Here is an 18996-nt window from a genome sequence, read left to right as displayed (position 1 = left end):
GTGTATCAGTCGACATCTGCGTTGAATGGCACACCGCTTTCGCGAGCAAGCCCGCTCCCACAGGGAGGATATGCGTTGGGTGGAGACATCCGTCGCAACCGTTGTAACCGCGTTAAAGAAGAAAAGTTAATAACAATAAAACGAGGAAGTAGGGATGAAGATGAAGAACAAGGCCCGGTTGATCTGCCAGGTTTCAGCAGCGGCAGCACTGGTTCTGGCCGGCAATGCGATGGCCGATGAAGCGTTCAGCTCCGACTCCAAATGGATGACGGGCGACTGGGGTGGCGAGCGTACCAAGCTGATCGAGCAAGGCATCGACATCAAGATGGACTACGTCGGTGAAGTCGGCGGCAATCTGCATGGCGGTTTCAACGATGACAAGACCGCGCGCTACGCCGACCAGTTTGGCCTGGGCGCGGCGCTGGACCTGGAGAAACTGTTCGGCTGGGATAACACCCAGGCCAAGATCCAGCTCACCAACCGCAACGGTGAGAACATCTCCAACGACCGTATCGGCGATCCACGTGCCGGCACCTTGAGTTCCTCCCAGGAAGTCTTCGGTCGTGGTCATATGGTCCGTCTGACCCAGTTGTGGATTCAGCATCAGTTCCTCGACAACAAACTGGACGTCAAAGCCGGTTACTTCGGTGAAGGTGAAGACTTCAACACCTTCCCGTGCGAATTCCAGAACCTGGCGTTCTGCGGATCCCAGGTGGGTAACTGGGCCACCAACATCTGGTTCAACTGGCCGGTCAGCCAGGCGGCGATCCGCGTGAAGTACAACATCAATGATGAGCTCTATGCTCAGATTGGCGCGTACAACCAGAACCCGTCGCAACTGGAGCACGGCAACGGCTTCAAGCTCAGCGGCAGTGGTACTGCGGGCACCGTGTTGCCGGTCGAGCTGGTCTGGTCGCCGAAGGTCAACAACCTGCCGGGCGAATACCGTGTCGGTTACTACAAAAGCACTGCCCCTGCCGACGACGTTCTCAAGGACGACAACGGCCAGGACGCCGCGACCACCGGCAACCCTTTTCGCGTCCACGATAGCAAGCACGGCTACTGGTTCGTCGCGCAGCAGCAACTCACCAGCCACAATGGCGACGCTTCCCGCGGTCTGAACATCGCGGCCAACGCCACTTTCCACGACAAGGACACCAACTTCATCGACAACTACCAGTCGCTGATGTTTGTGTACAAGGGCCCGTTCGACGCGCGTCCGAAGGATGACGTGGGCATCGGTTTCGCCCGTATCCATGTCAACGATGACGTGAAGAAAAACGCCGAGCTGACCAACGCGGCCAACGGTGTTTCGGAATACGACAATCCGCTGTTCTCGCCCATTCGTGAAACCGAATACAACTACGAGATCAACTACGGCTTCCACGTGACCAACTGGCTGACCGTACGCCCCAACCTGCAATACGTCACTCACCCGGGTGGTGTGGATGAAGTCGACAACGCGCTGGTGGCTGGCCTGAAAATTCAGTCGGTGTTCTAACGCGTCTGCGATAAGCTTCTCTCCATGTGCGCATATTTGCGGACAGCCATGGCTGTCCGCTTTTTTTTGCGGGTCGCGCACCCCGGTGACAGTTGATTTCAGGACCGTGGCACATGCTTGAGCATCCGCTACAACGCTTCTTCAAATCCTTGCGCGAACGTCCGGTGTTCGCGTGGGAGCGCTATCAGACGCGCGACGTGCTGGTGATCGATCATCCGCTGTGTCAGGCGGTGTTCAGCCGTCAGGGCGCGCAGTTGTTGCACTTCCAGCCCAAGGGCCAGAAACCCTGGCTGTGGTGCGCGGCGAAGTGGCCGCAGGTCGGCGCCATTCGTGGCGGCGTGCCGGTGTGTTGGCCGTGGTATGGCCGGCATCCGAGCGAAAACGCCTGGCCGTCCCATGGCTGGGCGCGGTTGCTCGACTGGAAGCTGCTCGACAGCAACAGTGACGACGATGGCGTGCGATTGCACTGGCAACTGAAGTTGTGCGACTGGCAGGTGGACCTGCATGCGCATCTGGGTGAGCGCATGGAACTGCGCCTGAGCACCGTGCATCAGGACGACATGCCGTGCCAGTTGAGCCAGGCTTTGCATGCTTACTGGCGTATTGGCGATGTCAGTGAGATAGCGCTGTCTGGGCTCGAGGGTGCGCAGGGTTATGACCAGTTGAGCCGGCAGGTTTGTCAGCAGGAAGGCGAATTACGTGTGGACGGCGGATGCCAGCGGGTGTTCCAGCACGACGGCGAATTGCAGCTCAATGACCACGCCTGGCAGCGGGCGCTGTGTATCGACACGGGTGAAACGGCCGACACGGTGGTGTGGCATCCCGGTTCACGTCCGTTGCTCGGCGTGACCTGGAACGAGATATCCGAATTTGTCTGTGTGGAGGCGGCGAGTGGCGGTACCGACAGCCTGTGCCTGAAGCCTGGGGAGCGGGCGCATTTGAGTTTGCAGGCGCGGGTGGGGGCTTAGTTCTGGATCTTGTGGTGTCTGGGCTGGCCCCTTCGCGGGCAAGCCCGCTCCCACAGGTGACCCGGTTCCGTCAGAACGAACGCGGTCAAATGTGGGAGCGGGCTTGCTCGCGAAGGCGTCCTTTCAAGCAATAAAGATTCAGGATCGGTCAGTTGAACTCATCACCCACCGGATACCGGCTGGCATTCAAGCTCTCCTTGATCTTGCGCAAATGCGGCTGGAAATCCACGCCCCGGCGCAACGTCATGCCGGTGGCGAGCACATCCAGCACGGTCAGCTGGATGATCCGCGACGTCATCGGCATGTAGATGTCGGTGTCTTCCGGTAGCGGAATGTTCAGGCTCAGGGTGCTGGCCTTGGCCAGTGGCGAGTTCTCGGCGGTCAGGCCAAGCACCGAGGCGCCGTTTTCCCGGGCGATGCGTGCCACTTCCACCAGTTCGCGGGTGCGACCGGTGTAGGAAATGATCACGAACAGCTCGCCGGTATGGGCCACCGAGGCAATCATGCGCTGCATCAGCACATCCGCGTGGGCCGTGACGGCAAGGTTGAAGCGGAAGAACTTGTGCTGCGCATCCAGTGCCACCGGGGCCGAGGCGCCGAGGCCGAAGAAGTGGATCTGCCGGGCCTGGATCAGCAGGTCGACGGCGCGGCTGATCAGGTTCGGGTCCAGTGCCTGGCAAGCGCTGTCCAGCGAGGCGATGGCGCTGCCGAAGATCTTCTGGGTGTAGGCCTCCGGATTGTCATCGGCTTCCACCGCACGACTGACATAGGCGGCACCACTGGCCAGGCTCTGGGCCAGTTGCAGTTTGAGCTCAGGGTAGCCGCTGACGCCGAACGAACGGCAGAAACGGTTGACCGTCGGTTCGCTGACCGAGGCGGCCTGGGCGAGGGCGGCGATGCTGAAGCGGGTGGCCTGCTGCGGGTTGAGCAGGATCACCTCGGCGACTTTGCGTTCGGCCTTGTTCAGCTCTTCAAGGCGATTCTGGATTTGCTCCAGTAAATTTCGCACGCGGTCCATATAAGTTTCCTTGATTCACCGGCACCGATAAGCGCGCGGCTAATGCAAAAAGGGCCTTTGGTGAGGCCCGTAACGGTGGCCTATCCTACTGATGGCTCCGACCGACCACCACTCGGAATCTGTATTTTGCGAAAATGTTGTGGTTATTACTACATTTTCCCTTGAGTGATGCCTTAAAAAAAGGTATTTGTAGCTTAACTTGATAAAAGAACAAACATCATGCTCTCGATTACGGTTGAACCGTGCACCTTTGCCTTGTTCGGCGCCCTTGGCGATCTGGCCTTGCGCAAGCTGTTTCCTGCCCTTTATCAACTTGACGGCGCCGGCCTGTTGCACGAGGACACCCGGATCATCGCGCTGGCCCGTGAGCCGGGCAGCGAGCAGGAACACCTGGCGTTCATCACCTCCGAGCTGCGCCGCTATGTCGGTGCCAAAGAGCTGGATGAAGCCGTGGCCGAGCGTTTTCTGGCGCGCCTGAGCTACCTGCACGTCGACTTCCTCAATTCCGAAGATTATGTGGCCCTGGCCGAGTCCGCCGGCAGTTCGCAGCGGGTCATCGCCTACTTTGCGACCCCGGCCGCCGTGTATGGCGCGATTTGCGAGAACCTGGCCAAGGTCGGCCTGGCGCAAAACACCCGTGTGGTGCTGGAAAAACCCATCGGTTCGGACCTGGAGTCCTCGCGCAAGGTCAACGACGCCGTAGCGCAGTTCTTCCCGGAAAACCGCACCTATCGCATCGACCATTATCTGGGCAAGGAAACCGTCCAGAACCTGATCGCCCTGCGTTTCGCCAACAGCCTGTTCGAAACCCAGTGGAACCAGAACTACATTTCCCACGTGGAAATCACCGTGGCCGAGAAGGTCGGTATCGAAGGCCGCTGGGGTTACTTCGACAAGGCCGGCCAGCTGCGGGACATGATCCAGAATCACCTGTTGCAGCTGCTCTGCCTGATCGCCATGGACCCGCCGGCCGACCTGTCCGCCGACAGCATCCGCGACGAGAAGGTCAAAGTGCTCAAGGCCCTGGCGCCGATCAGCCCGGAAGGCCTGACCACCCAGGTGGTGCGCGGCCAGTACATCGCCGGCTACAGCGAAGGCAAAGCGGTACCGGGGTACCTGGAAGAACCCAATTCCAACACCCAGAGCGACACCGAAACCTTTGTCGCCCTGCGTGCCGACATCCGCAACTGGCGCTGGGCCGGCGTGCCGTTTTACCTGCGTACCGGCAAGCGCATGCCGCAGAAGCTGTCGCAGATCGTCATCCACTTCAAGGAACCGTCGCACTACATCTTCGCTCCCGAGCAGCGCCTGCAAATCAGCAACAAGCTGATTATCCGCCTGCAGCCGGACGAAGGCATTTCCTTGCGTGTCATGACCAAAGATCAAGGCCTGGACAAGGGCATGCAGCTGCGCAGCGGTCCATTGCAGCTGAATTTTTCAGACACCTGGAGCAGCGCACGGATTCCCGATGCCTACGAACGGTTGTTGCTGGAAGTGATGCGCGGCAATCAGAACCTGTTTGTCCGTAAAGATGAAATCGAAGCCGCGTGGAAGTGGTGTGACCAGTTGATCGCCGGGTGGAAAAAATCCGGTGATGCGCCCAAGCCGTACGCGGCCGGGTCCTGGGGGCCGATGAGCTCCATTGCACTGATCACGCGGGACGGGAGGTCGTGGTATGGCGATATCTGATTTGAAACTGCCGCAGGGCGTCAGCGCCCATGCATACAAGAGCCCGGTGCTGCTGGCTGAAAGCCTGGCACTGAACGTGGCGAAACAACTGAGCGACGCGATCGACGCCCAGGGCACTGCGACCCTGGTGGTTTCCGGTGGCCGCAGCCCGGTGGCATTTTTCCAGCACCTGGCCAAGCAGACGCTGGACTGGTCGAACGTGGTGATCAGCCTGGCCGACGAGCGCTGGGTACCGGTGGAGCACGCCGACAGCAACGCGGGTCTGATCAAGCGTTACCTGCTGCAAGGTGCGGCGGCCAAGGCGCAGTTCCTCAGCCTGTACAGCGCCAGCGCCAGCGCCAACCTGGAACAGGCGGCCGAGCAGGCCGACCGTTTGCTGTCCGAGCTGCCGGTGATTGACATGCTGATCCTCGGCATGGGCGATGACGGCCACACCGCGTCGCTGTTCCCCAACAGCCCGAACCTTGCCGAGGCGTTGCAGGCTGATGGCATTCGTCGTTGCTGGCCGATGCTGGCGCCGACCGTGCCGCATCAGCGCCTGACCATGAGCCGCGCGCTGCTGGCCTCGGCCAAGCATAAGGTTCTATCGATTTCCGGTCAGTCCAAGCTGACCACCCTGAGTACCGCACTGGCCGGTGACGATGTCGCCGCAATGCCGATTCGCGCGTTTCTGCAACCCACGTTAGAGATTTACTGGTGCCCATGAGCCAAGGAACAGCCGCTATGACAAACCTATCCCCGACCGTTTCCATGGCGGACAAAGTTGCCCTGATCGACAGCATCTGCGCGAAAGCGCGGATTCTGCCGGTGATCACCATCGCCCGCGAGCAAGACGTTCTGCCGCTGGCCGACGCCCTCGCGGCCGGTGGCCTGACGGCCCTGGAAGTGACCCTGCGTTCGCAATTCGGCCTCAAGGCCATCCAGATTCTGCGTGAGCAGCGTCCGGAACTGGTGACCGGTGCCGGCACCGTGCTGGATCGCCACATGCTGGCGGCGGCGGAAGCGGCCGGCTCGCAATTCATCGTCACGCCGGGCATCACTCGTGATCTGCTGGAAGCCAGCGTCGCCAGCCCGATTCCACTGTTGCCGGGCATCAGCAATGCCTCGGGCATCATGGAAGGCTATGGTCTGGGCTATCGCCGCTTCAAGCTGTTCCCAGCCGAAGTCAGCGGCGGCGTCGCGGCCATCAAGGCTTTGGGCGGCCCGTTCGGCGAAGTGAAATTCTGCCCGACCGGCGGCGTGGGACCTGCCAATATCAAGAGCTACATGGCATTGAAAAACGTCATGTGCGTGGGCGGTAGCTGGATGCTTGATCCGGAGTGGATCAAGAACGGCGACTGGGCCCGCATTCAGGAATGCACCGCCGAGGCTTTGGCGCTGCTGGACTGATCGCTTCACCCTACACCTCGTTGTGTGTTCTACGGCTTTACGGTGCGCTTGGTCGGTGCACCGTTTTTTTTTGCCCGGAACAAACAGGTACGACTCGAAACCTGTGGGACCAAGGACATCATGCGATACATAGTTACCGCATAACGAAAATCGGCCAGTGCTAGCCTGCGTCCATCTTATGGAAGAGAGAACGTCATGGACGCTACCACCTCAGTTGCACCCGCTGCACCGGTTTACCTGCTGTCCCCCGAACAGATTGCCGGCCCGTATTTCCGCAACCCCAAACTGATCCGCAGAAACATCAGCGAAGGCGCTGAAGGCGCTCCGTTGGTGTTGCGGCTGACCATTGTCGATGCCATGACCGGTGAGCCGGTCCCCGATGCGCTGGTGGATATCTGGCACTGCAATGCCCGCGGTGCCTATTCGGGCTGGGGCAAGATCAACCCGGACGTCGAGGTCGATACCGGTGACATCGGCGCCGTCCCGCGCACCGATGACGATACCTACCTGCGTGGCGGGCAGTTCACCGACAAGTTGGGCATCGTGCGCTTTACCACGATCTATCCGGGTTTTTACGCCGGTCGCGCATTGCACATTCACGTCGCCGTACGCATCACGGCCGGCAACAACTATCTGCAAGAACGGCATGTCGCCTGGGTCGGGCAGCTTTACCTGCCTGAGGTGGCCTCGCGCTCGGTACTCGGCAACCGACCGTACAGCGGTCGAGCCGTACCGGTACTGACCAACGATCAGGACTTTTTTTATACAACCATGGGCGGTGAAGAATCGACCCTGAGCGTGCACACCCTGGGGCGGGACTCGGCTGAAGACGGATACTTCGGGCAGATGACCATCGGCATCGACACGTTCGCCGTGTCGACACAGATCAAGCCCGAGGACTTTGACAAATACACCGTCTGACGTCAGCCCAGTTCGGTCAGTGCCCTGGCCAGCACATCCATGTCAGCCGCAGTGGTGGTAAGCCCCGGTGTTATGCGGATGCACGGACCGCATGCCGCGCCACTGCGGGTCACGGTGAACAGGTTGTATTCATTGAGCAGGCGCTGGACCATGAGTTGCTGGTCGGCATGCCGGGTAAAACGCATCGAGGTGATGCCGCAATACAGGCGCGGGTCATCCGGGGTCAGGACTTCGACGCCCGGCAACCGCCGAGCCGCACCGACCCAGCGGTTGCGCAGATAATTGAGCCGCGCACCCTTGGCCGCGGCACCCCCCATCGCCCAATGTTCTTCGAGCACCAGCGGCAGGGTCAGCAGCGCCGGGATATTGGGGGTGCTGTACGAGGTACGGGCGCGAATGTCAGCGGGCGGAAAATGCATTTCGCCCATGTCCGGATCGATATCGGCCAGGCGTTCGGGAGCGATGTAGATAAAGCCAAGCGTCAGCGGTGCGCCGATCCACTTGTGCAGATTGTAGCCGGCGAAGGCGATACCCAGTTCGCTCAGGTCGAATTCGAGCTGGCCGAGGGCATGGGCCCCGTCGAGGATGACGTCGATGCCGTGTTCCTTTGCCGCGGCTGCAATCGCCTGCACCGGCATCACCAGGCCCGTGCGATGGGTGACGTGGGTCAGGGCCATCAGCTTCAGCCGCGGATGTCGCGCGAAGGCTTCACGATAGGTATTGAGCAGGCTGTCGAAGGTTGCCGGGTGTGCGTGTTCGATCTCGATCACTTCGACACCACGATTGCGCGCCAGCCAACGCATGGCGCCTTTGACCGTGTCGTATTCCAGATCGCAAACCAGTACCTGATCGCCGGGCTGCAGCCGGTTGTAGTTGCGGATCAGCGACTGCAAACCTTCCGAGGCGTTGCGGGTCAGGGCGATGCTGTCGGCGGGTACGCCAATCAACCTGGCCATCTGCGCGCGGATCTTCAGGCTGTCGCCTTGTTCGAAGCGCTGGCGCACATAGACCGAGTTGCTGCGGTTGATCAGCTCGATGTTGCGCTGGTATTCCTCGACCACCGTGCGCGACATGCGTCCGAAGTAACCGTTCTCCAGGTTGAGCGGGCCGGGTTCGACATCGTAGCGGTCGGCAAAGGTTTGCCAGAAGGCTTCATCACGGGCGCGGCGGGTGTTGTCGGGCATGGGCTACTCGGTAGGTGATTCAGTGGCGCGGGGCAGGTTTGCCGTGTTTGGCGCGCAGCGGTTCGAGCAAGTCCGACAAACCGTTGTGATCGATTTCCTGCATCAGGGCCAGCAGGCCGCCCAACTCGCCGTGAGGGAAACCCTCCCGGGCGAACCAGTTCAGGTAAGGGCCGGGCAGGTCGGCAATGATTCGCCCCTTGTACTTGCCGAAGGGCATTTCGCGGGTAATCAGCAGTTCGAGCTTTTCAGGATTCATCAATCGGTCGTCTTGATTCGGTCAGTCTGGAAAATACAGGCATTCTGCATGCAGGCCAAATGACAGATCATGCAAATAAAACGGATACAGATTTTCTGATAATGGCTAGCTCTTTGAAAAATAAAGAATAAGTAATCAGTTCCAGGCTGGCATGCAGGGTGCACTTCTCATTGCACCTTTCATCAACCGCGAGGAATTGAAAAATGACCGACATGAATAATGCCAGCTAGCCTGGCGTTTTTTATGCGAGCAGGAATTGCAAGAGACTGCAGTATTTGAGGTACTACGGGGACTGTGGCGAGGGGGCTTGTCGGAATGCCCCCTCGTCACAGAGGGTTAGCCGATGCTGATCGCCGGCAGCGTGGTCAAGGTCACGCTTTGCTGCTTGCGTGGCGCGAGGATTTCCGCCTCGCCATCCACCACCAGTTCATCGCGCTGGTTGAACACGCGAGTGGCAATGCGCACGCGAAACTTCGGCAGTTTTTCCAGGATTTCCAGGCGCACGGTCAGGGTGTCGCCGATCTTCACCGGTTTCTGAAAGCTCATTTGCTGGCCGATGTAGATGGTCCCCGGGCCAGGCAATTCGCAGGCGACCGCTGCGCTGATCAACGCGCCGCTGAACATGCCGTGGGCGATGCGCTCCTTGAACATGGTGCTGGCGGCGTATTCGGCATCCAAGTGCACCGGGTTGTGATCGCCGGACATCGCGGCGAACAACTGGATGTCGCGCTCTTCGACTGTCTTGCTGAAACTGGCGGTCTGGCCGACTTCGAGGGCTTCGTAAGGGGTGTTGGTAACCTGGGTCATTTGTCTCAATTCCTGTTACGAATTAAAAAACTCACAAAAAAACTATTCGGACCGGTGCGGCCGAGGAGTGCTCAAGGCCTGTGCGATCCAGTTCAGTACATCGGCGATGATTTCATCGCAGTTGCTCTCGTTGAACAGTTCGTGCCGCGCCTGCGGGTAAACGGTCAGTTGCAGGTGCTGGCTACCGGCCGTCCGCAGCGCGTCGGCCAGATCCTTGAGACGTTTGCCTTCGCTCACCGGATCACATTCGCCGCCAATCACCAGCAGCGGCAGGCCCGGATCGATCTGGGCGAGATTGGACGCTTTGCTGATTTGCTGCAAGCCACCGAGCAAATCGATCCACAGTTGATTGGTGCAACGGAAACCGCAGAGCGGGTCGTTGACGTACAGATCGACCTGCGCCGGATCACGGCTGAGCCAGTCGAACGGCGTGCGTGCCGGTTTGAATTTGTTGTTGAACGAGCCGAACGACAGCCATTCGATCAATGCACTGCGTCCTTTTTGGCCCTGGCGCAGGCGTTCGAGACGGGCGATTTGCCGTGCCGCGCGATAAAGCGCCGCGGGCTGGAAGTTCGAACCGCTGAGGATTGCCCCGTGCAGGCTGGCACTGTGGTGCAGCAGATAGCCTTGGGCGATGTAGCTGCCCATGCTGTGACCCAACAGCACGATCGGCACGCCAGGGTGCTGCTGGCCGATGTGCTGGTTGATGCAGGCCAGATCGCTCACGACCTTGCACCAGCCATCGTCATCGGCGAAATGCCCGAGGGTCCCGTTTTCGGCAGTTTTGCCATGTCCACGCAGGTCCGGCGCGCACACGCCATAGCCCTGGTCACAGAGCTTTTGCGCCAGGGGACCATAGCGACCGCTGTGTTCGGCCATGCCGTGGGCCAGCAGAATCATTGCCTTGAGGCTGCCGTCGGGAAGCCACTGGTTGACGAAGAGGCGGCTGTGGTCGCTCGTGGTCAGCCAGAAAGTGTCATGGATCATGGCGGTTCCTTTGCATGAGGCTGCCTGGTCGCAAACAGCTCGTTGCAGTTTATAGCGCATCCTTGGCTGGGCGTCTGATCAGCCTACGCCACGGCGAGTAGATTCATACGGTCAATGACGGCTGTGGGCATATTTGCCTGCTACGTCATAACTGCTAGTGTCCGTGAAGCTCCGCTTTTTGCATTTTTTTTGAAAAATGACAGAAAAGTGGCCCCGGATAGATTCAGGTAAAGAGGACAACAACAATGCAACCTGATTTCTGGAATGACAAACGCCCGGCCGGTGTACCCCTGGATATCGATCTGGGAACCTACAAGTCGGTGATCGAGGTGTTCGAGCGTTCCTGCAAGAAGTTTGCTGACCGCCCTGCGTTCAGCAACATGGGCGTGACCCTGACCTACGCCGAACTGGAACGCCAGAGCGCCGCCTTCGCCGGTTATCTGCAAGGCCACACCGACCTGGTGCCGGGGGACCGCATTGCGGTGCAGATGCCCAATGTCCTGCATTACCCGATTGCCGTGTTCGGCGCCTTGCGCGCCGGGCTGATCGTGGTCAACACCAACCCGCTGTATACAGCGCGGGAAATGCGCCACCAGTTCAAGGACTCCGGTGCCCGGGCGCTGGTGTACCTGAACATGTTCGGCCAGAAAGTCCAGGAAGTGCTGCCCGACACCGATATCCAGTACCTGATCGAAGCGAAGATGGGCGACCTGATGCCCACCGCCAAGGGTTGGCTGGTCAACACTGTGGTGAGCAAGGTCAAGAAGATGGTCCCGGACTATTCCTTGCCCCAGGCCGTTTCTTTCAAGAGTGCATTGCACATGGGCCGTGGCCTGGGTATCAAGCCGCTGAGCGTCGGCCTCGACGACATCGCCGTGCTGCAATACACCGGTGGCACCACGGGCCTGGCCAAGGGTGCGATGCTGACCCACGGCAACCTGGTGGCGAACATGCAACAGGCACGGGCCTGCCTCAGCCAGTCGGCCAGCGACGGTCAGCCGTTGTTGCGCGAAGGCCAGGAGGTGATGATCGCGCCGCTGCCGCTGTACCACATCTATGCCTTCACGGCGAACTGCATGTGCATGATGGTGACGGGCAACCACAACGTGCTGATCACCAATCCACGGGATATCGCCGGCTTCATCAAGGAACTGAAGAACTGGCGGTTCTCGGCGCTGTTGGGGCTGAACACGCTGTTCGTCGCGCTGATGGATCACCCGGACTTCAAGACTCTGGACTTCTCCAGCCTCAAGCTCACCAACTCTGGCGGCACTGCGTTGGTCAAGGCCACCGCCGAGCGTTGGGAGCAACTGACCGGATGCCGCATCACCGAAGGTTACGGCCTGACTGAAACTTCGCCGGTGGCCTGCACCAACCCCTACGGCAGCCAATCGCGGATCGGCACGGTCGGCATGCCGGTGCCGGGTACCACGCTGAAAGTCATCAGCGATGACGGCGTCGAACAACCGCTGGGTGAGCGTGGCGAACTGTGTATCAAAGGCCCGCAGATCATGAAGGGTTACTGGCAGAAACCCGATGCCACGGCCGAAGTGCTGGATGCCGAGGGCTGGTTCAAGTCCGGTGACATTGCGGTGATCGATCCGGACGGTTTCGTGCGTATCGTTGACCGCAAAAAGGACATGATCATTGTCTCGGGCTTCAACGTGTACCCGAACGAAATCGAAGACGTGGTGATGGCTCACCCGAACGTCGCCAACTGTGCGGTTATCGGTGTGCCCGACGAGCGGTCGGGGGAGGCGGTGAAGCTGTTCGTGGTGGCCCGTGAGGCAGGGGTCAGCCTTGAAGAGTTGAAGGCTTACTGCAAGGAGAACTTCACGGCGTACAAAGTACCGAAGCACATCGTGCTGCGTGAGTCGTTGCCGATGACGCCGGTGGGCAAGATTTTGCGGCGGGAGTTGCGTGATATTGCCTGATCTGTGAATGGCCGCGCTTCGCGCGGATCGCTGTAGGAGCAGCCGGTCGACGCTCGATTGCTCGCGAAGGTCGTGAACGATAACGCGCAAACCAGCTGCCCAGTGGCGGCTTCCGGTTTTTCGCGAGCAAGCTCGCTCCTACATTCATACATCGAAGCCCCGGTTTTCGTGGGCTATAGGGCTTTATAGGTTTTTTGCTCTAAAATGACCGCTTGCAAGTCTTGAGTCACAATTGTGACCGTAGAGGCCGATTTTGGCTCTAGTCGACCCTTGGCAAAGCTGCTACTCTCGGCGCGCTTTGTGACTTCTCGGCCTTCTATCAGCCAGATTCACCAATGACCAAACACCAATAATAATCGCATCAAATGCGGTGCTGAATTCGCGTTGCTGAGGAGTGGGCTTCCATGATCGAAGACTTTTGGAAGGATAAGTACCCAGCTGGGATTGCTGTCGACATCAATCCAGACGAGTATCCGAATATTCAGGCAGTGTTGAAGCAATCCTGCCAACGCTTCGCCAACAAGCCGGCATTCAGCAACCTGGGCAAGACACTCACCTACGGTGAACTGTACGAATTGTCCGGTGCGTTTGCCGCTTACCTGCAACAGCATACCGATTTGCAGCCTGGCGATCGAATCGCCGTGCAACTGCCCAACGTGTTGCAGTACCCGGTAGCCGTCTTCGGTGCAATCCGCGCCGGGCTGATCGTGGTCAACACCAACCCGCTCTACACCGCGCGGGAAATGGAACACCAGTTCAACGACTCCGGTGCCAAGGCCCTGGTCTGCCTGGCCAACATGGCGCACCTGGCGGAAACCGTGGTGCCGAAAACCGGCGTCAAGCACGTGATCGTCACCGAAGTCGCCGACCTGCTGCCGCCACTCAAGCGTCTGCTGATCAACAGCGTCATCAAGTACGTGAAGAAGATGGTGCCGGCCTATCACTTGCCCAAGGCCGTCAAATTCAACGACGTGCTGAGCAAAGGCCTGGGCCAGCCAGTGGCGGAAGCCAACCCGGCCAGCGGTGATGTTGCGGTACTGCAATACACCGGCGGCACCACCGGCGTGGCCAAGGGCGCGATGCTGACCCACCGCAACCTGGTGGCGAACATGCTGCAGTGCAAGGCACTGATGGGTTCCAACCTCAATGAAGGTTGCGAGATCCTGATCACGCCGCTGCCGCTGTACCACATTTATGCGTTCACCTTTCATTGCATGGCGATGATGCTGGCGGGCAACCACAACATCCTGATCAGCAACCCGCGCGACCTGCCGGCGATGGTCAAGGAACTGTCGAAGTGGAAGTTCAGCGGCTTCGTCGGCCTGAACACGCTGTTCGTGGCCCTGTGCAACAACGAAGGCTTCCGCAAACTGGATTTCTCTGCGCTGAAAGTCACCTTGTCGGGCGGCATGGCCCTGCAACTGGCCGCGGCCGAACGCTGGAAGGCGGTGACCGGTTGCGCCATCTGCGAAGGCTACGGCATGACCGAAACCAGCCCGGTGGCGACAGTGAACCCGATCCAACACATCCAGGTTGGCACCATCGGTATTCCGGTGCCGTCGACCCTGTGCAAAGTCATCAACGATGCCGGTGTCGAGCAGCCTCTGGGCGAAATCGGCGAACTGTGCGTGAAGGGTCCGCAAGTCATGAAAGGTTACTGGCAGCGCCAGGAAGCCACGGATGAAATCCTCGACAGCGAAGGCTGGTTGAAGACCGGTGACATCGCGCTGATCCAGCCCGATGGCTACATGCGCATTGTCGATCGCAAGAAAGACATGATCCTGGTGTCCGGTTTCAACGTGTACCCGAACGAGCTCGAAGACGTGCTGGCCACCTTGCCGGGCGTGCTGCAATGCGCGGCCATCGGTGTACCGGACGAGAAGTCGGGCGAGGCGATCAAGATTTTCATCGTTGCCAAACCGGGCGTGACCCTGACCAAGGAACAGGTGATGGAGCACATGCGCGCCAACGTCACCGGCTACAAGGTCCCGCGCTCCGTGGAGTTCCGCGATGCACTGCCGACCACCAACGTCGGCAAGATCCTGCGTCGTGAATTGCGCGATGAAGAGCTGAAGAAGATCAACGCGAAGAAAGCTACCGCGTAATCAACAAAAAGCCCCGCAGATGCGGGGCTTTTTGCATCTGTAGGAGCGAGCTTGCTCGCGATGGTCGTTAACGATAACGCGTGTTTACTGGTTAAACGCAGCGCTCTTGAATCCATCGTCGGAACGCCGCCCGGAGCAAGCTCGCTCCTACAAGCGAAACGGCGCGAAGTTGACGTTGGTGCCCGCCGGGCGCATGTCTTGCAGGAAGGAGTCCTTGTCGGCGCTCAGTTCCAGGCTCAATGCCGCCTTGCGCTTGCCTTCATTGCGCACCACCAGGCCTTCGAGCTTCTCGCGCAGGAACACGGTCGGCACTTTCAGGTGCAGCAGTTCGTCAGTGGCCGGCGTATGCATCAGCAGGTGAATCCACTCGTACTGACCCACGGCCAGGCGCGTCACCGGGAGATCGAACCACCAGATGTTGCGGTTACGGTTCAGTTCGGCGAAGTGGCAGTTGTTGACGCCAAGCACAGCACCGCCGAGTTCCTGGTTTCTGCGGGCAATGGCCTGCTTTTTATCGAGTTTCATAACGTTCCTACGGGATTGGATCTTCAGCGCCATGGCCTGAATGTGATGCGCATTCTCAGGGGTTGGCCCGCAAACATAAAGCGCAACCTGCACTGAACGATGAAATGTCGTGGTGAAATAAATGAAACTCCCTGCAAAAGCCCCTGGTCAACCTTGTGTAACGACTTTCCTGCATTGAAATGCCTTGAATGAAAAGAAGACGCGGCCATCTTCAGGTGGCCGTTTTTGTGTCAGCCTGAACTTGCACGCTGAATTTGTTTCAAACTCGCCAACTGGGCTACCTTGATGAAAGAAAACAGCCCCTGAGTCGCCACGACTTCAACCCAATCCGTATGCGGCGAATGGAGACGCGAATGATATTCCCGGACATGAGAGGCTTGCCCCTGCACCGTGTGATGATGCGCACGGTCACCGAGTTCATCGCCGACGAGATGTCGACCTATGCCTCGGCGCTGGCCTATCAAATGCTCTTTTCGCTGTTTCCATTCATCCTGTTCCTGATCGCCCTGATCGGTTTCCTGCATCTACCCGACTTCTTCTCCTGGCTGCGCCTGCAATCGGAACTCGTATTGCCGCCCCAGGCGCTGGAGCAGGTCAACCCGGTGATCGACCAGTTGCAGCAATCCAAGGGCGGCTTGCTGTCAGTGGGTATCGTGATAGCGCTGTATACCGCCTCCGCCGGCGTGCGGCTGATGATGAGCGCGATGAACGCCGCCTACGACGTGGTTGAAGGGCGCCCGCTGTGGAAACGCTTTCCGTTGTCGATCATCTACACCGTCGGCATTGCCGGCATGCTGCTGATCGCCGCGGCACTGATGGTGCTCGGGCCGCAGGTGATGAGCTGGATCGCTGCACAGGTCGGCCTTGAGTACTTCATCGTCACCCTCTGGACCATCGCGCGCTGGCCGGTGATCGTGATCCTGCTGATGGTCGCGGTGGCGTTGATCTACTACGTCATGCCGGACGTCAAACAGGAATTCCGCTTCATCACCCCAGGCTCAGTGCTGGCGGTGGTGGTATGGATCATCGCGTCCCTGGGCTTCGGTTTGTACGTCAAGGAGTTCGCCAACTACAACGCCATGTATGGCAGTATCGGTGCGATCATCGTGCTGTTGCTGTATTTCTACATTTCCGCCGCGGTGCTGCTGCTGGGCGCGGAGATGAATGCCGTGATCGAGCACATGTCACGAGAGGGCAAGGACCCTGGTGAAAAAGTGGCTGGCGAGCATGGTCCCGTCCATGAGGAAAAACACCACGTGTCGGGCCTGGGCCGCGATCACTCACACAAACCGACCATTGATGAAACCTGATCATGATTCGTGAAATTCTGAAAATGGGCGATGAGCGCCTGCTGCGCATTGCCCCGCCAGTGCCGGCCGAGATGTTCGACAGCCCCGAGCTGTGGCAACTGATCGATGACATGTTCCAGACCATGGAAAGTGTGGGGGGCGTTGGCCTGGCTGCTCCGCAGATCGGCGTCGACCTGCAACTGGTGATCTTCGGTTTCGAGCACAGCGAGCGTTATCCGGATGCCGAGGCCGTGCCGCAGACGATCCTGATCAACCCGTTGATCACACCGCTGAGCCCGACCCTGGAAGAGGGCTTCGAAGGTTGTTTGTCCGTGCCTGGCCTGCGTGGCGCGGTGCAGCGTTACCAGCAGATTCGCTACGAAGGTGTCGACCCCAAGGGCGAGCCCATCGTACGCATTGCCTCGGGGTTCCACGCACGGGTGGTGCAGCATGAGTGTGATCACCTGATCGGCCGCCTGTACCCGTCGCGCATCACCGACTTCAGCAAGTTTGGCTTCACCGAGGTGATGTTCCCGGACCTGGACCCCAACGCGGACGATTGACCCAAATCCACCACATTTGACCTTCATCAGGCTTGAGCAGGCGCCAACCCCATCGCAATCATCGGCTTGCTGCGCGCATAACGGCTCAAGCGTTCAACCATCGCGTAAGGCATCGGCGGATTGAAAGTAAACCCGCGTCGCTCATAAAACCCCCGCAAGTCCGGATGGCAGAACAACCACACCGGCAGTTCGCAATCCTTCACCGCGGCCGCAATCAACCCGGCGGCAAGCCCTTGTTCGCGGCAGGCCGGATCGACAAACAACCCGGTCAGCCAATGCCCGCCGGACACCGGACGCAAACACAGCACGGCAACAATCTGCTCACGCCGGGCCACCCACAGCTTTGCGTCGCGTACGGCTTTCATCGACGATTGGTGAGCGCGGTAGAATTTGTTCATCAATGGCCATAACGGCTCGTCGAGCAGGGTGAATTGGGTATCGGGCATGGTCTCGGACTGTCGGTGTGCAAAGCGGGCGATTATAAAAGAACGCGCGCGCCGGGATAGGTGTATACCTGATCTCACATCCCCATGAGTGGAGTACGCATCATGTCCAAAGGTATGGATTCAAAGAAATCGGCGAAAAAGAAACCGGTGAAAACCGCCATTGAAAAGCGCGCGGACAAGAAGGCCAAGAAGGTCGGTGTGTTCGGTCACTGATCCCGCGTTGATTGATCGCTCCCATGCAACATGGGAGCGATCCTCCAGAAAAAATCTGCAAGATTTCCCAAGGCCAATGCACAGAAGGGGACTGGTTCCCGATCTGAGCAACGCCATGCCCCATTACTTTGATAGCGCCCACCAAGAAGAAATCGAAACCCTGCGCCGACGCTTCACCGCGCGCACCGAATGGCCGACCTGGTTGCTGTTGATCGGTGTGTATGGCGGCTGGTTTGGCATCGTGTTGAACAGCCATCGATTGGGTTTGTGGTGGAGCACGCTGTTGCTGATTCCATTGCTGGTGCTGTGGTTATCCGTGCAACACGAACTGCTGCACGGCCATCCCACGCGCTGGCCAACCCTGAACAAAATCCTTGGCTACGCGCCGTTTGCCGTCTGGTATCCGTACACCTTGTACCGCGATAGCCATTTGCTGCATCACCGCGACGAAGACCTGACGATCCCCGGTCGCGATCCGGAAAGCCGTTACCTGAGCACCGGGCAGTGGCAGGGCAGTTCACCGCTGGTGCGCAGCCTGCACTGGCTGAACAAAACCGTGCTCGGCCGCTTTGCCTTGGGTGCACCGCTGGCCTTGCTGGCCTTGGTTCGGGAAGAACTGCAACGCCTGAGAGCGGGCGAGCGCCAGGCCTGGCTGATGTGGTTGAGTCACGGCTTGATGACCGGGTTGATGCTGCTGTTCATCGCGAGCTTCAGTGTGTTGCCAGTTTGGCATTACCTGTTTTTGATCAGTGTGCCGGCGCTGTCGATCGCCATGGTTCGCTCCTACTATGAACATCGACCTCATGCCGCGCCGGAGCAACGCACGGTGCTCAATGAAGCGGCGTGGCCGTGGCGCTGGCTGTTCCTGAACCTCAATTTTCATCTGGTGCATCACGAGTTGCCGGGGTTGCCCTGGTACGACTTGCCCCGCGCTTACCGGGCCCGCCGCGAGCAATGGCTGGCGCGCAGTGGCGGGTTTCTGGTGCGGGGTTATGGGCAGCTGTGGGGTGAACATGGAGTGAAGGCTATTGATAGCCCACAGCATCCGTTCCACTGATTTTTTTGCTAAACGCCTTCCCCCCCTGTGGGAGCGGGCTTGCTCGCGAAGGCGATTGGGCATCCAGCATTTAAGTGGACTGGCACACCGTATTCGCGAGCAAGCCCGCTCCCACAGGGGATTTTCATTGCATGGGACTATTTC

Annotated in this window: 18 protein-coding genes; 11 read left to right on the top strand and 7 right to left on the bottom strand. The window is 59.3% G+C overall.

Translation table 11 applies throughout. The features are described 5' to 3' along the window. The first annotated feature begins 154 nt into the window (after nucleotides 1-154). Together KGA85_RS24635 and KGA85_RS24630 are read left to right on the top strand one after the other, a co-directional pair. Entirely contained in the window at nucleotides 155-1501 is a 1347-nt protein-coding gene (locus KGA85_RS24635; protein WP_223457989.1) for a carbohydrate porin, read from the top strand. 113 nt (nucleotides 1502-1614) lie between these two features. Then, nucleotides 1615-2469, top strand: a complete 855-nt coding sequence (locus tag KGA85_RS24630; RefSeq protein WP_223457987.1) for a D-hexose-6-phosphate mutarotase — start codon at nucleotides 1615-1617, stop codon at nucleotides 2467-2469. Nucleotides 2470-2617: 148 nt separating this feature from the next. On the opposite strand, the gene KGA85_RS24625 is transcribed toward KGA85_RS24630, so the two are convergent. After that, nucleotides 2618-3478, bottom strand: coding sequence for a MurR/RpiR family transcriptional regulator (locus tag KGA85_RS24625; protein WP_170948639.1), 861 nt, complete (start codon nucleotides 3476-3478; stop codon nucleotides 2618-2620). A 228-nt stretch (nucleotides 3479-3706) separates the two neighbouring features. On the opposite strand from KGA85_RS24625, the gene zwf reads away from it, so the two are divergent. The 4 genes from zwf to KGA85_RS24605 all read left to right on the top strand — a co-directional run bounded on the left by zwf (nucleotide 3707) and on the right by KGA85_RS24605 (nucleotide 7486). Further along, nucleotides 3707-5176 carry a glucose-6-phosphate dehydrogenase gene (zwf, locus tag KGA85_RS24620; RefSeq protein ID WP_223457985.1) on the top strand — a complete coding sequence of 490 codons (1470 nt, stop codon included), beginning with the start codon at nucleotides 3707-3709 and terminating at the stop codon, nucleotides 5174-5176. Continuing rightward, nucleotides 5163-5882 carry a 6-phosphogluconolactonase gene (gene pgl, locus KGA85_RS24615; protein ID WP_223457983.1) on the top strand — a complete coding sequence of 240 codons (720 nt, stop codon included), beginning with the start codon at nucleotides 5163-5165 and terminating at the stop codon, nucleotides 5880-5882. The genes zwf and pgl overlap by 14 nt, the downstream gene beginning before the upstream one ends. Before the next feature lie 17 nt (nucleotides 5883-5899). Beyond that, nucleotides 5900-6565 carry a bifunctional 4-hydroxy-2-oxoglutarate aldolase/2-dehydro-3-deoxy-phosphogluconate aldolase gene (locus tag KGA85_RS24610; protein ID WP_223457981.1) on the top strand — a complete coding sequence of 222 codons (666 nt, stop codon included), beginning with the start codon at nucleotides 5900-5902 and terminating at the stop codon, nucleotides 6563-6565. Between the two features lie 195 nt (nucleotides 6566-6760). Continuing rightward, nucleotides 6761-7486, top strand: coding sequence for an intradiol ring-cleavage dioxygenase (locus tag KGA85_RS24605; RefSeq protein WP_223457979.1), 726 nt, complete (start codon nucleotides 6761-6763; stop codon nucleotides 7484-7486). A gap of 2 nt (nucleotides 7487-7488) precedes the next feature. Here KGA85_RS24605 and KGA85_RS24600 read toward each other — a convergent pair whose 3' ends face one another. The 4 genes from KGA85_RS24600 to KGA85_RS24585 all read right to left on the bottom strand — a co-directional run bounded on the left by KGA85_RS24600 (nucleotide 7489) and on the right by KGA85_RS24585 (nucleotide 10720). Next, nucleotides 7489-8670 carry an aminotransferase class V-fold PLP-dependent enzyme gene (locus KGA85_RS24600; protein ID WP_223457977.1) on the bottom strand — a complete coding sequence of 394 codons (1182 nt, stop codon included), beginning with the start codon at nucleotides 8668-8670 and terminating at the stop codon, nucleotides 7489-7491. 19 nt (nucleotides 8671-8689) lie between these two features. Beyond that, nucleotides 8690-8926, bottom strand: coding sequence for a DUF3820 family protein (locus KGA85_RS24595; protein WP_003227425.1), 237 nt, complete (start codon nucleotides 8924-8926; stop codon nucleotides 8690-8692). 336 nt (nucleotides 8927-9262) lie between these two features. Beyond that, on the bottom strand, nucleotides 9263-9733 hold the full coding sequence (locus KGA85_RS24590; protein ID WP_007995982.1) for a MaoC family dehydratase: 471 nt from the start codon (nucleotides 9731-9733) through the stop codon (nucleotides 9263-9265). 42 nt (nucleotides 9734-9775) lie between these two features. After that, a complete protein-coding gene (locus KGA85_RS24585) occupies nucleotides 9776-10720 on the bottom strand; it encodes an alpha/beta hydrolase (protein WP_223457975.1) in 945 nt (314 codons plus the stop codon). A gap of 245 nt (nucleotides 10721-10965) precedes the next feature. On the opposite strand from KGA85_RS24585, the gene fadD2 reads away from it, so the two are divergent. Then, nucleotides 10966-12654: a long-chain-fatty-acid--CoA ligase FadD2 gene (gene fadD2 / locus KGA85_RS24580; RefSeq protein ID WP_223457973.1), complete on the top strand. Its 1689-nt coding sequence runs from the start codon at nucleotides 10966-10968 to the stop codon at nucleotides 12652-12654. Nucleotides 12655-13058: 404 nt separating this feature from the next. After that, nucleotides 13059-14759, top strand: a complete 1701-nt coding sequence (gene fadD1, locus KGA85_RS24575) for a long-chain-fatty-acid--CoA ligase FadD1 (protein WP_223457971.1) — start codon at nucleotides 13059-13061, stop codon at nucleotides 14757-14759. Nucleotides 14760-14906: 147 nt separating this feature from the next. On the opposite strand, the gene KGA85_RS24570 is transcribed toward fadD1, so the two are convergent. After that, a complete protein-coding gene (locus KGA85_RS24570; RefSeq protein ID WP_223543451.1) occupies nucleotides 14907-15284 on the bottom strand; it encodes a hypothetical protein in 378 nt (125 codons plus the stop codon). A gap of 353 nt (nucleotides 15285-15637) precedes the next feature. On the opposite strand from KGA85_RS24570, the gene KGA85_RS24565 reads away from it, so the two are divergent. After that, entirely contained in the window at nucleotides 15638-16594 is a 957-nt protein-coding gene (locus KGA85_RS24565; protein ID WP_046042267.1) for a YihY/virulence factor BrkB family protein, read from the top strand. 2 nt (nucleotides 16595-16596) lie between these two features. Next, nucleotides 16597-17136 (top strand): peptide deformylase, encoded by a 540-nt coding sequence (gene def, locus KGA85_RS24560; protein ID WP_103397564.1) that lies wholly within the window; start codon nucleotides 16597-16599, stop codon nucleotides 17134-17136. Between the two features lie 26 nt (nucleotides 17137-17162). Here the strand turns inward: def and KGA85_RS24555 are convergent, their stop codons facing one another. Beyond that, on the bottom strand, nucleotides 17163-17582 hold the full coding sequence (locus KGA85_RS24555) for a GNAT family N-acetyltransferase (protein WP_223457965.1): 420 nt from the start codon (nucleotides 17580-17582) through the stop codon (nucleotides 17163-17165). Nucleotides 17583-17910: 328 nt separating this feature from the next. Between KGA85_RS24555 and KGA85_RS24550 the strand changes: the two genes are divergently transcribed. Further along, the gene (locus tag KGA85_RS24550) at nucleotides 17911-18852 is read left to right on the top strand and encodes a fatty acid desaturase (protein WP_223543450.1); all 942 of its coding nucleotides are present in this window, start codon (nucleotides 17911-17913) and stop codon (nucleotides 18850-18852) included. Nucleotides 18853-18996 lie beyond the last annotated feature (144 nt).

The sequence above is a fragment of the Pseudomonas sp. GL-B-12 genome (assembly GCF_019955895.1).
In the GTDB taxonomy this organism is placed as follows: Bacteria; Pseudomonadota; Gammaproteobacteria; order Pseudomonadales; family Pseudomonadaceae; genus Aquipseudomonas.
This window is presented reverse-complemented; position numbering and strand designations above follow the sequence as displayed.

Excerpts from the sequence above, each read along its gene's own strand:
- KGA85_RS24630 (WP_223457987.1), top strand. The coding sequence starts at position 1,615 with ATGCTTGAGCATCCGCTACAACGCTTCTTCAAATCCTTGCGCGAACGT.
- KGA85_RS24565 (WP_046042267.1), top strand. The coding sequence starts at position 15,638 with ATGATATTCCCGGACATGAGAGGCTTGCCCCTGCACCGTGTGATGATG.
- KGA85_RS24590 (WP_007995982.1), bottom strand. The coding sequence starts at position 9,733 with ATGACCCAGGTTACCAACACCCCTTACGAAGCCCTCGAAGTCGGCCAG.
- KGA85_RS24600 (WP_223457977.1), bottom strand. The coding sequence starts at position 8,670 with ATGCCCGACAACACCCGCCGCGCCCGTGATGAAGCCTTCTGGCAAACC.
- KGA85_RS24610 (WP_223457981.1), top strand. The coding sequence starts at position 5,900 with ATGACAAACCTATCCCCGACCGTTTCCATGGCGGACAAAGTTGCCCTG.
- KGA85_RS24555 (WP_223457965.1), bottom strand. The coding sequence starts at position 17,582 with ATGCCCGATACCCAATTCACCCTGCTCGACGAGCCGTTATGGCCATTG.
- KGA85_RS24605 (WP_223457979.1), top strand. The coding sequence starts at position 6,761 with ATGGACGCTACCACCTCAGTTGCACCCGCTGCACCGGTTTACCTGCTG.
- def (WP_103397564.1), top strand. The coding sequence starts at position 16,597 with ATGATTCGTGAAATTCTGAAAATGGGCGATGAGCGCCTGCTGCGCATT.
- KGA85_RS24550 (WP_223543450.1), top strand. The coding sequence starts at position 17,911 with ATGCCCCATTACTTTGATAGCGCCCACCAAGAAGAAATCGAAACCCTG.
- KGA85_RS24635 (WP_223457989.1), top strand. The coding sequence starts at position 155 with ATGAAGATGAAGAACAAGGCCCGGTTGATCTGCCAGGTTTCAGCAGCG.
- KGA85_RS24570 (WP_223543451.1), bottom strand. The coding sequence starts at position 15,284 with ATGAAACTCGATAAAAAGCAGGCCATTGCCCGCAGAAACCAGGAACTC.
- KGA85_RS24595 (WP_003227425.1), bottom strand. The coding sequence starts at position 8,926 with ATGAATCCTGAAAAGCTCGAACTGCTGATTACCCGCGAAATGCCCTTC.
- zwf (WP_223457985.1), top strand. The coding sequence starts at position 3,707 with ATGCTCTCGATTACGGTTGAACCGTGCACCTTTGCCTTGTTCGGCGCC.
- fadD2 (WP_223457973.1), top strand. The coding sequence starts at position 10,966 with ATGCAACCTGATTTCTGGAATGACAAACGCCCGGCCGGTGTACCCCTG.
- fadD1 (WP_223457971.1), top strand. The coding sequence starts at position 13,059 with ATGATCGAAGACTTTTGGAAGGATAAGTACCCAGCTGGGATTGCTGTC.
- KGA85_RS24585 (WP_223457975.1), bottom strand. The coding sequence starts at position 10,720 with ATGATCCATGACACTTTCTGGCTGACCACGAGCGACCACAGCCGCCTC.
- pgl (WP_223457983.1), top strand. The coding sequence starts at position 5,163 with ATGGCGATATCTGATTTGAAACTGCCGCAGGGCGTCAGCGCCCATGCA.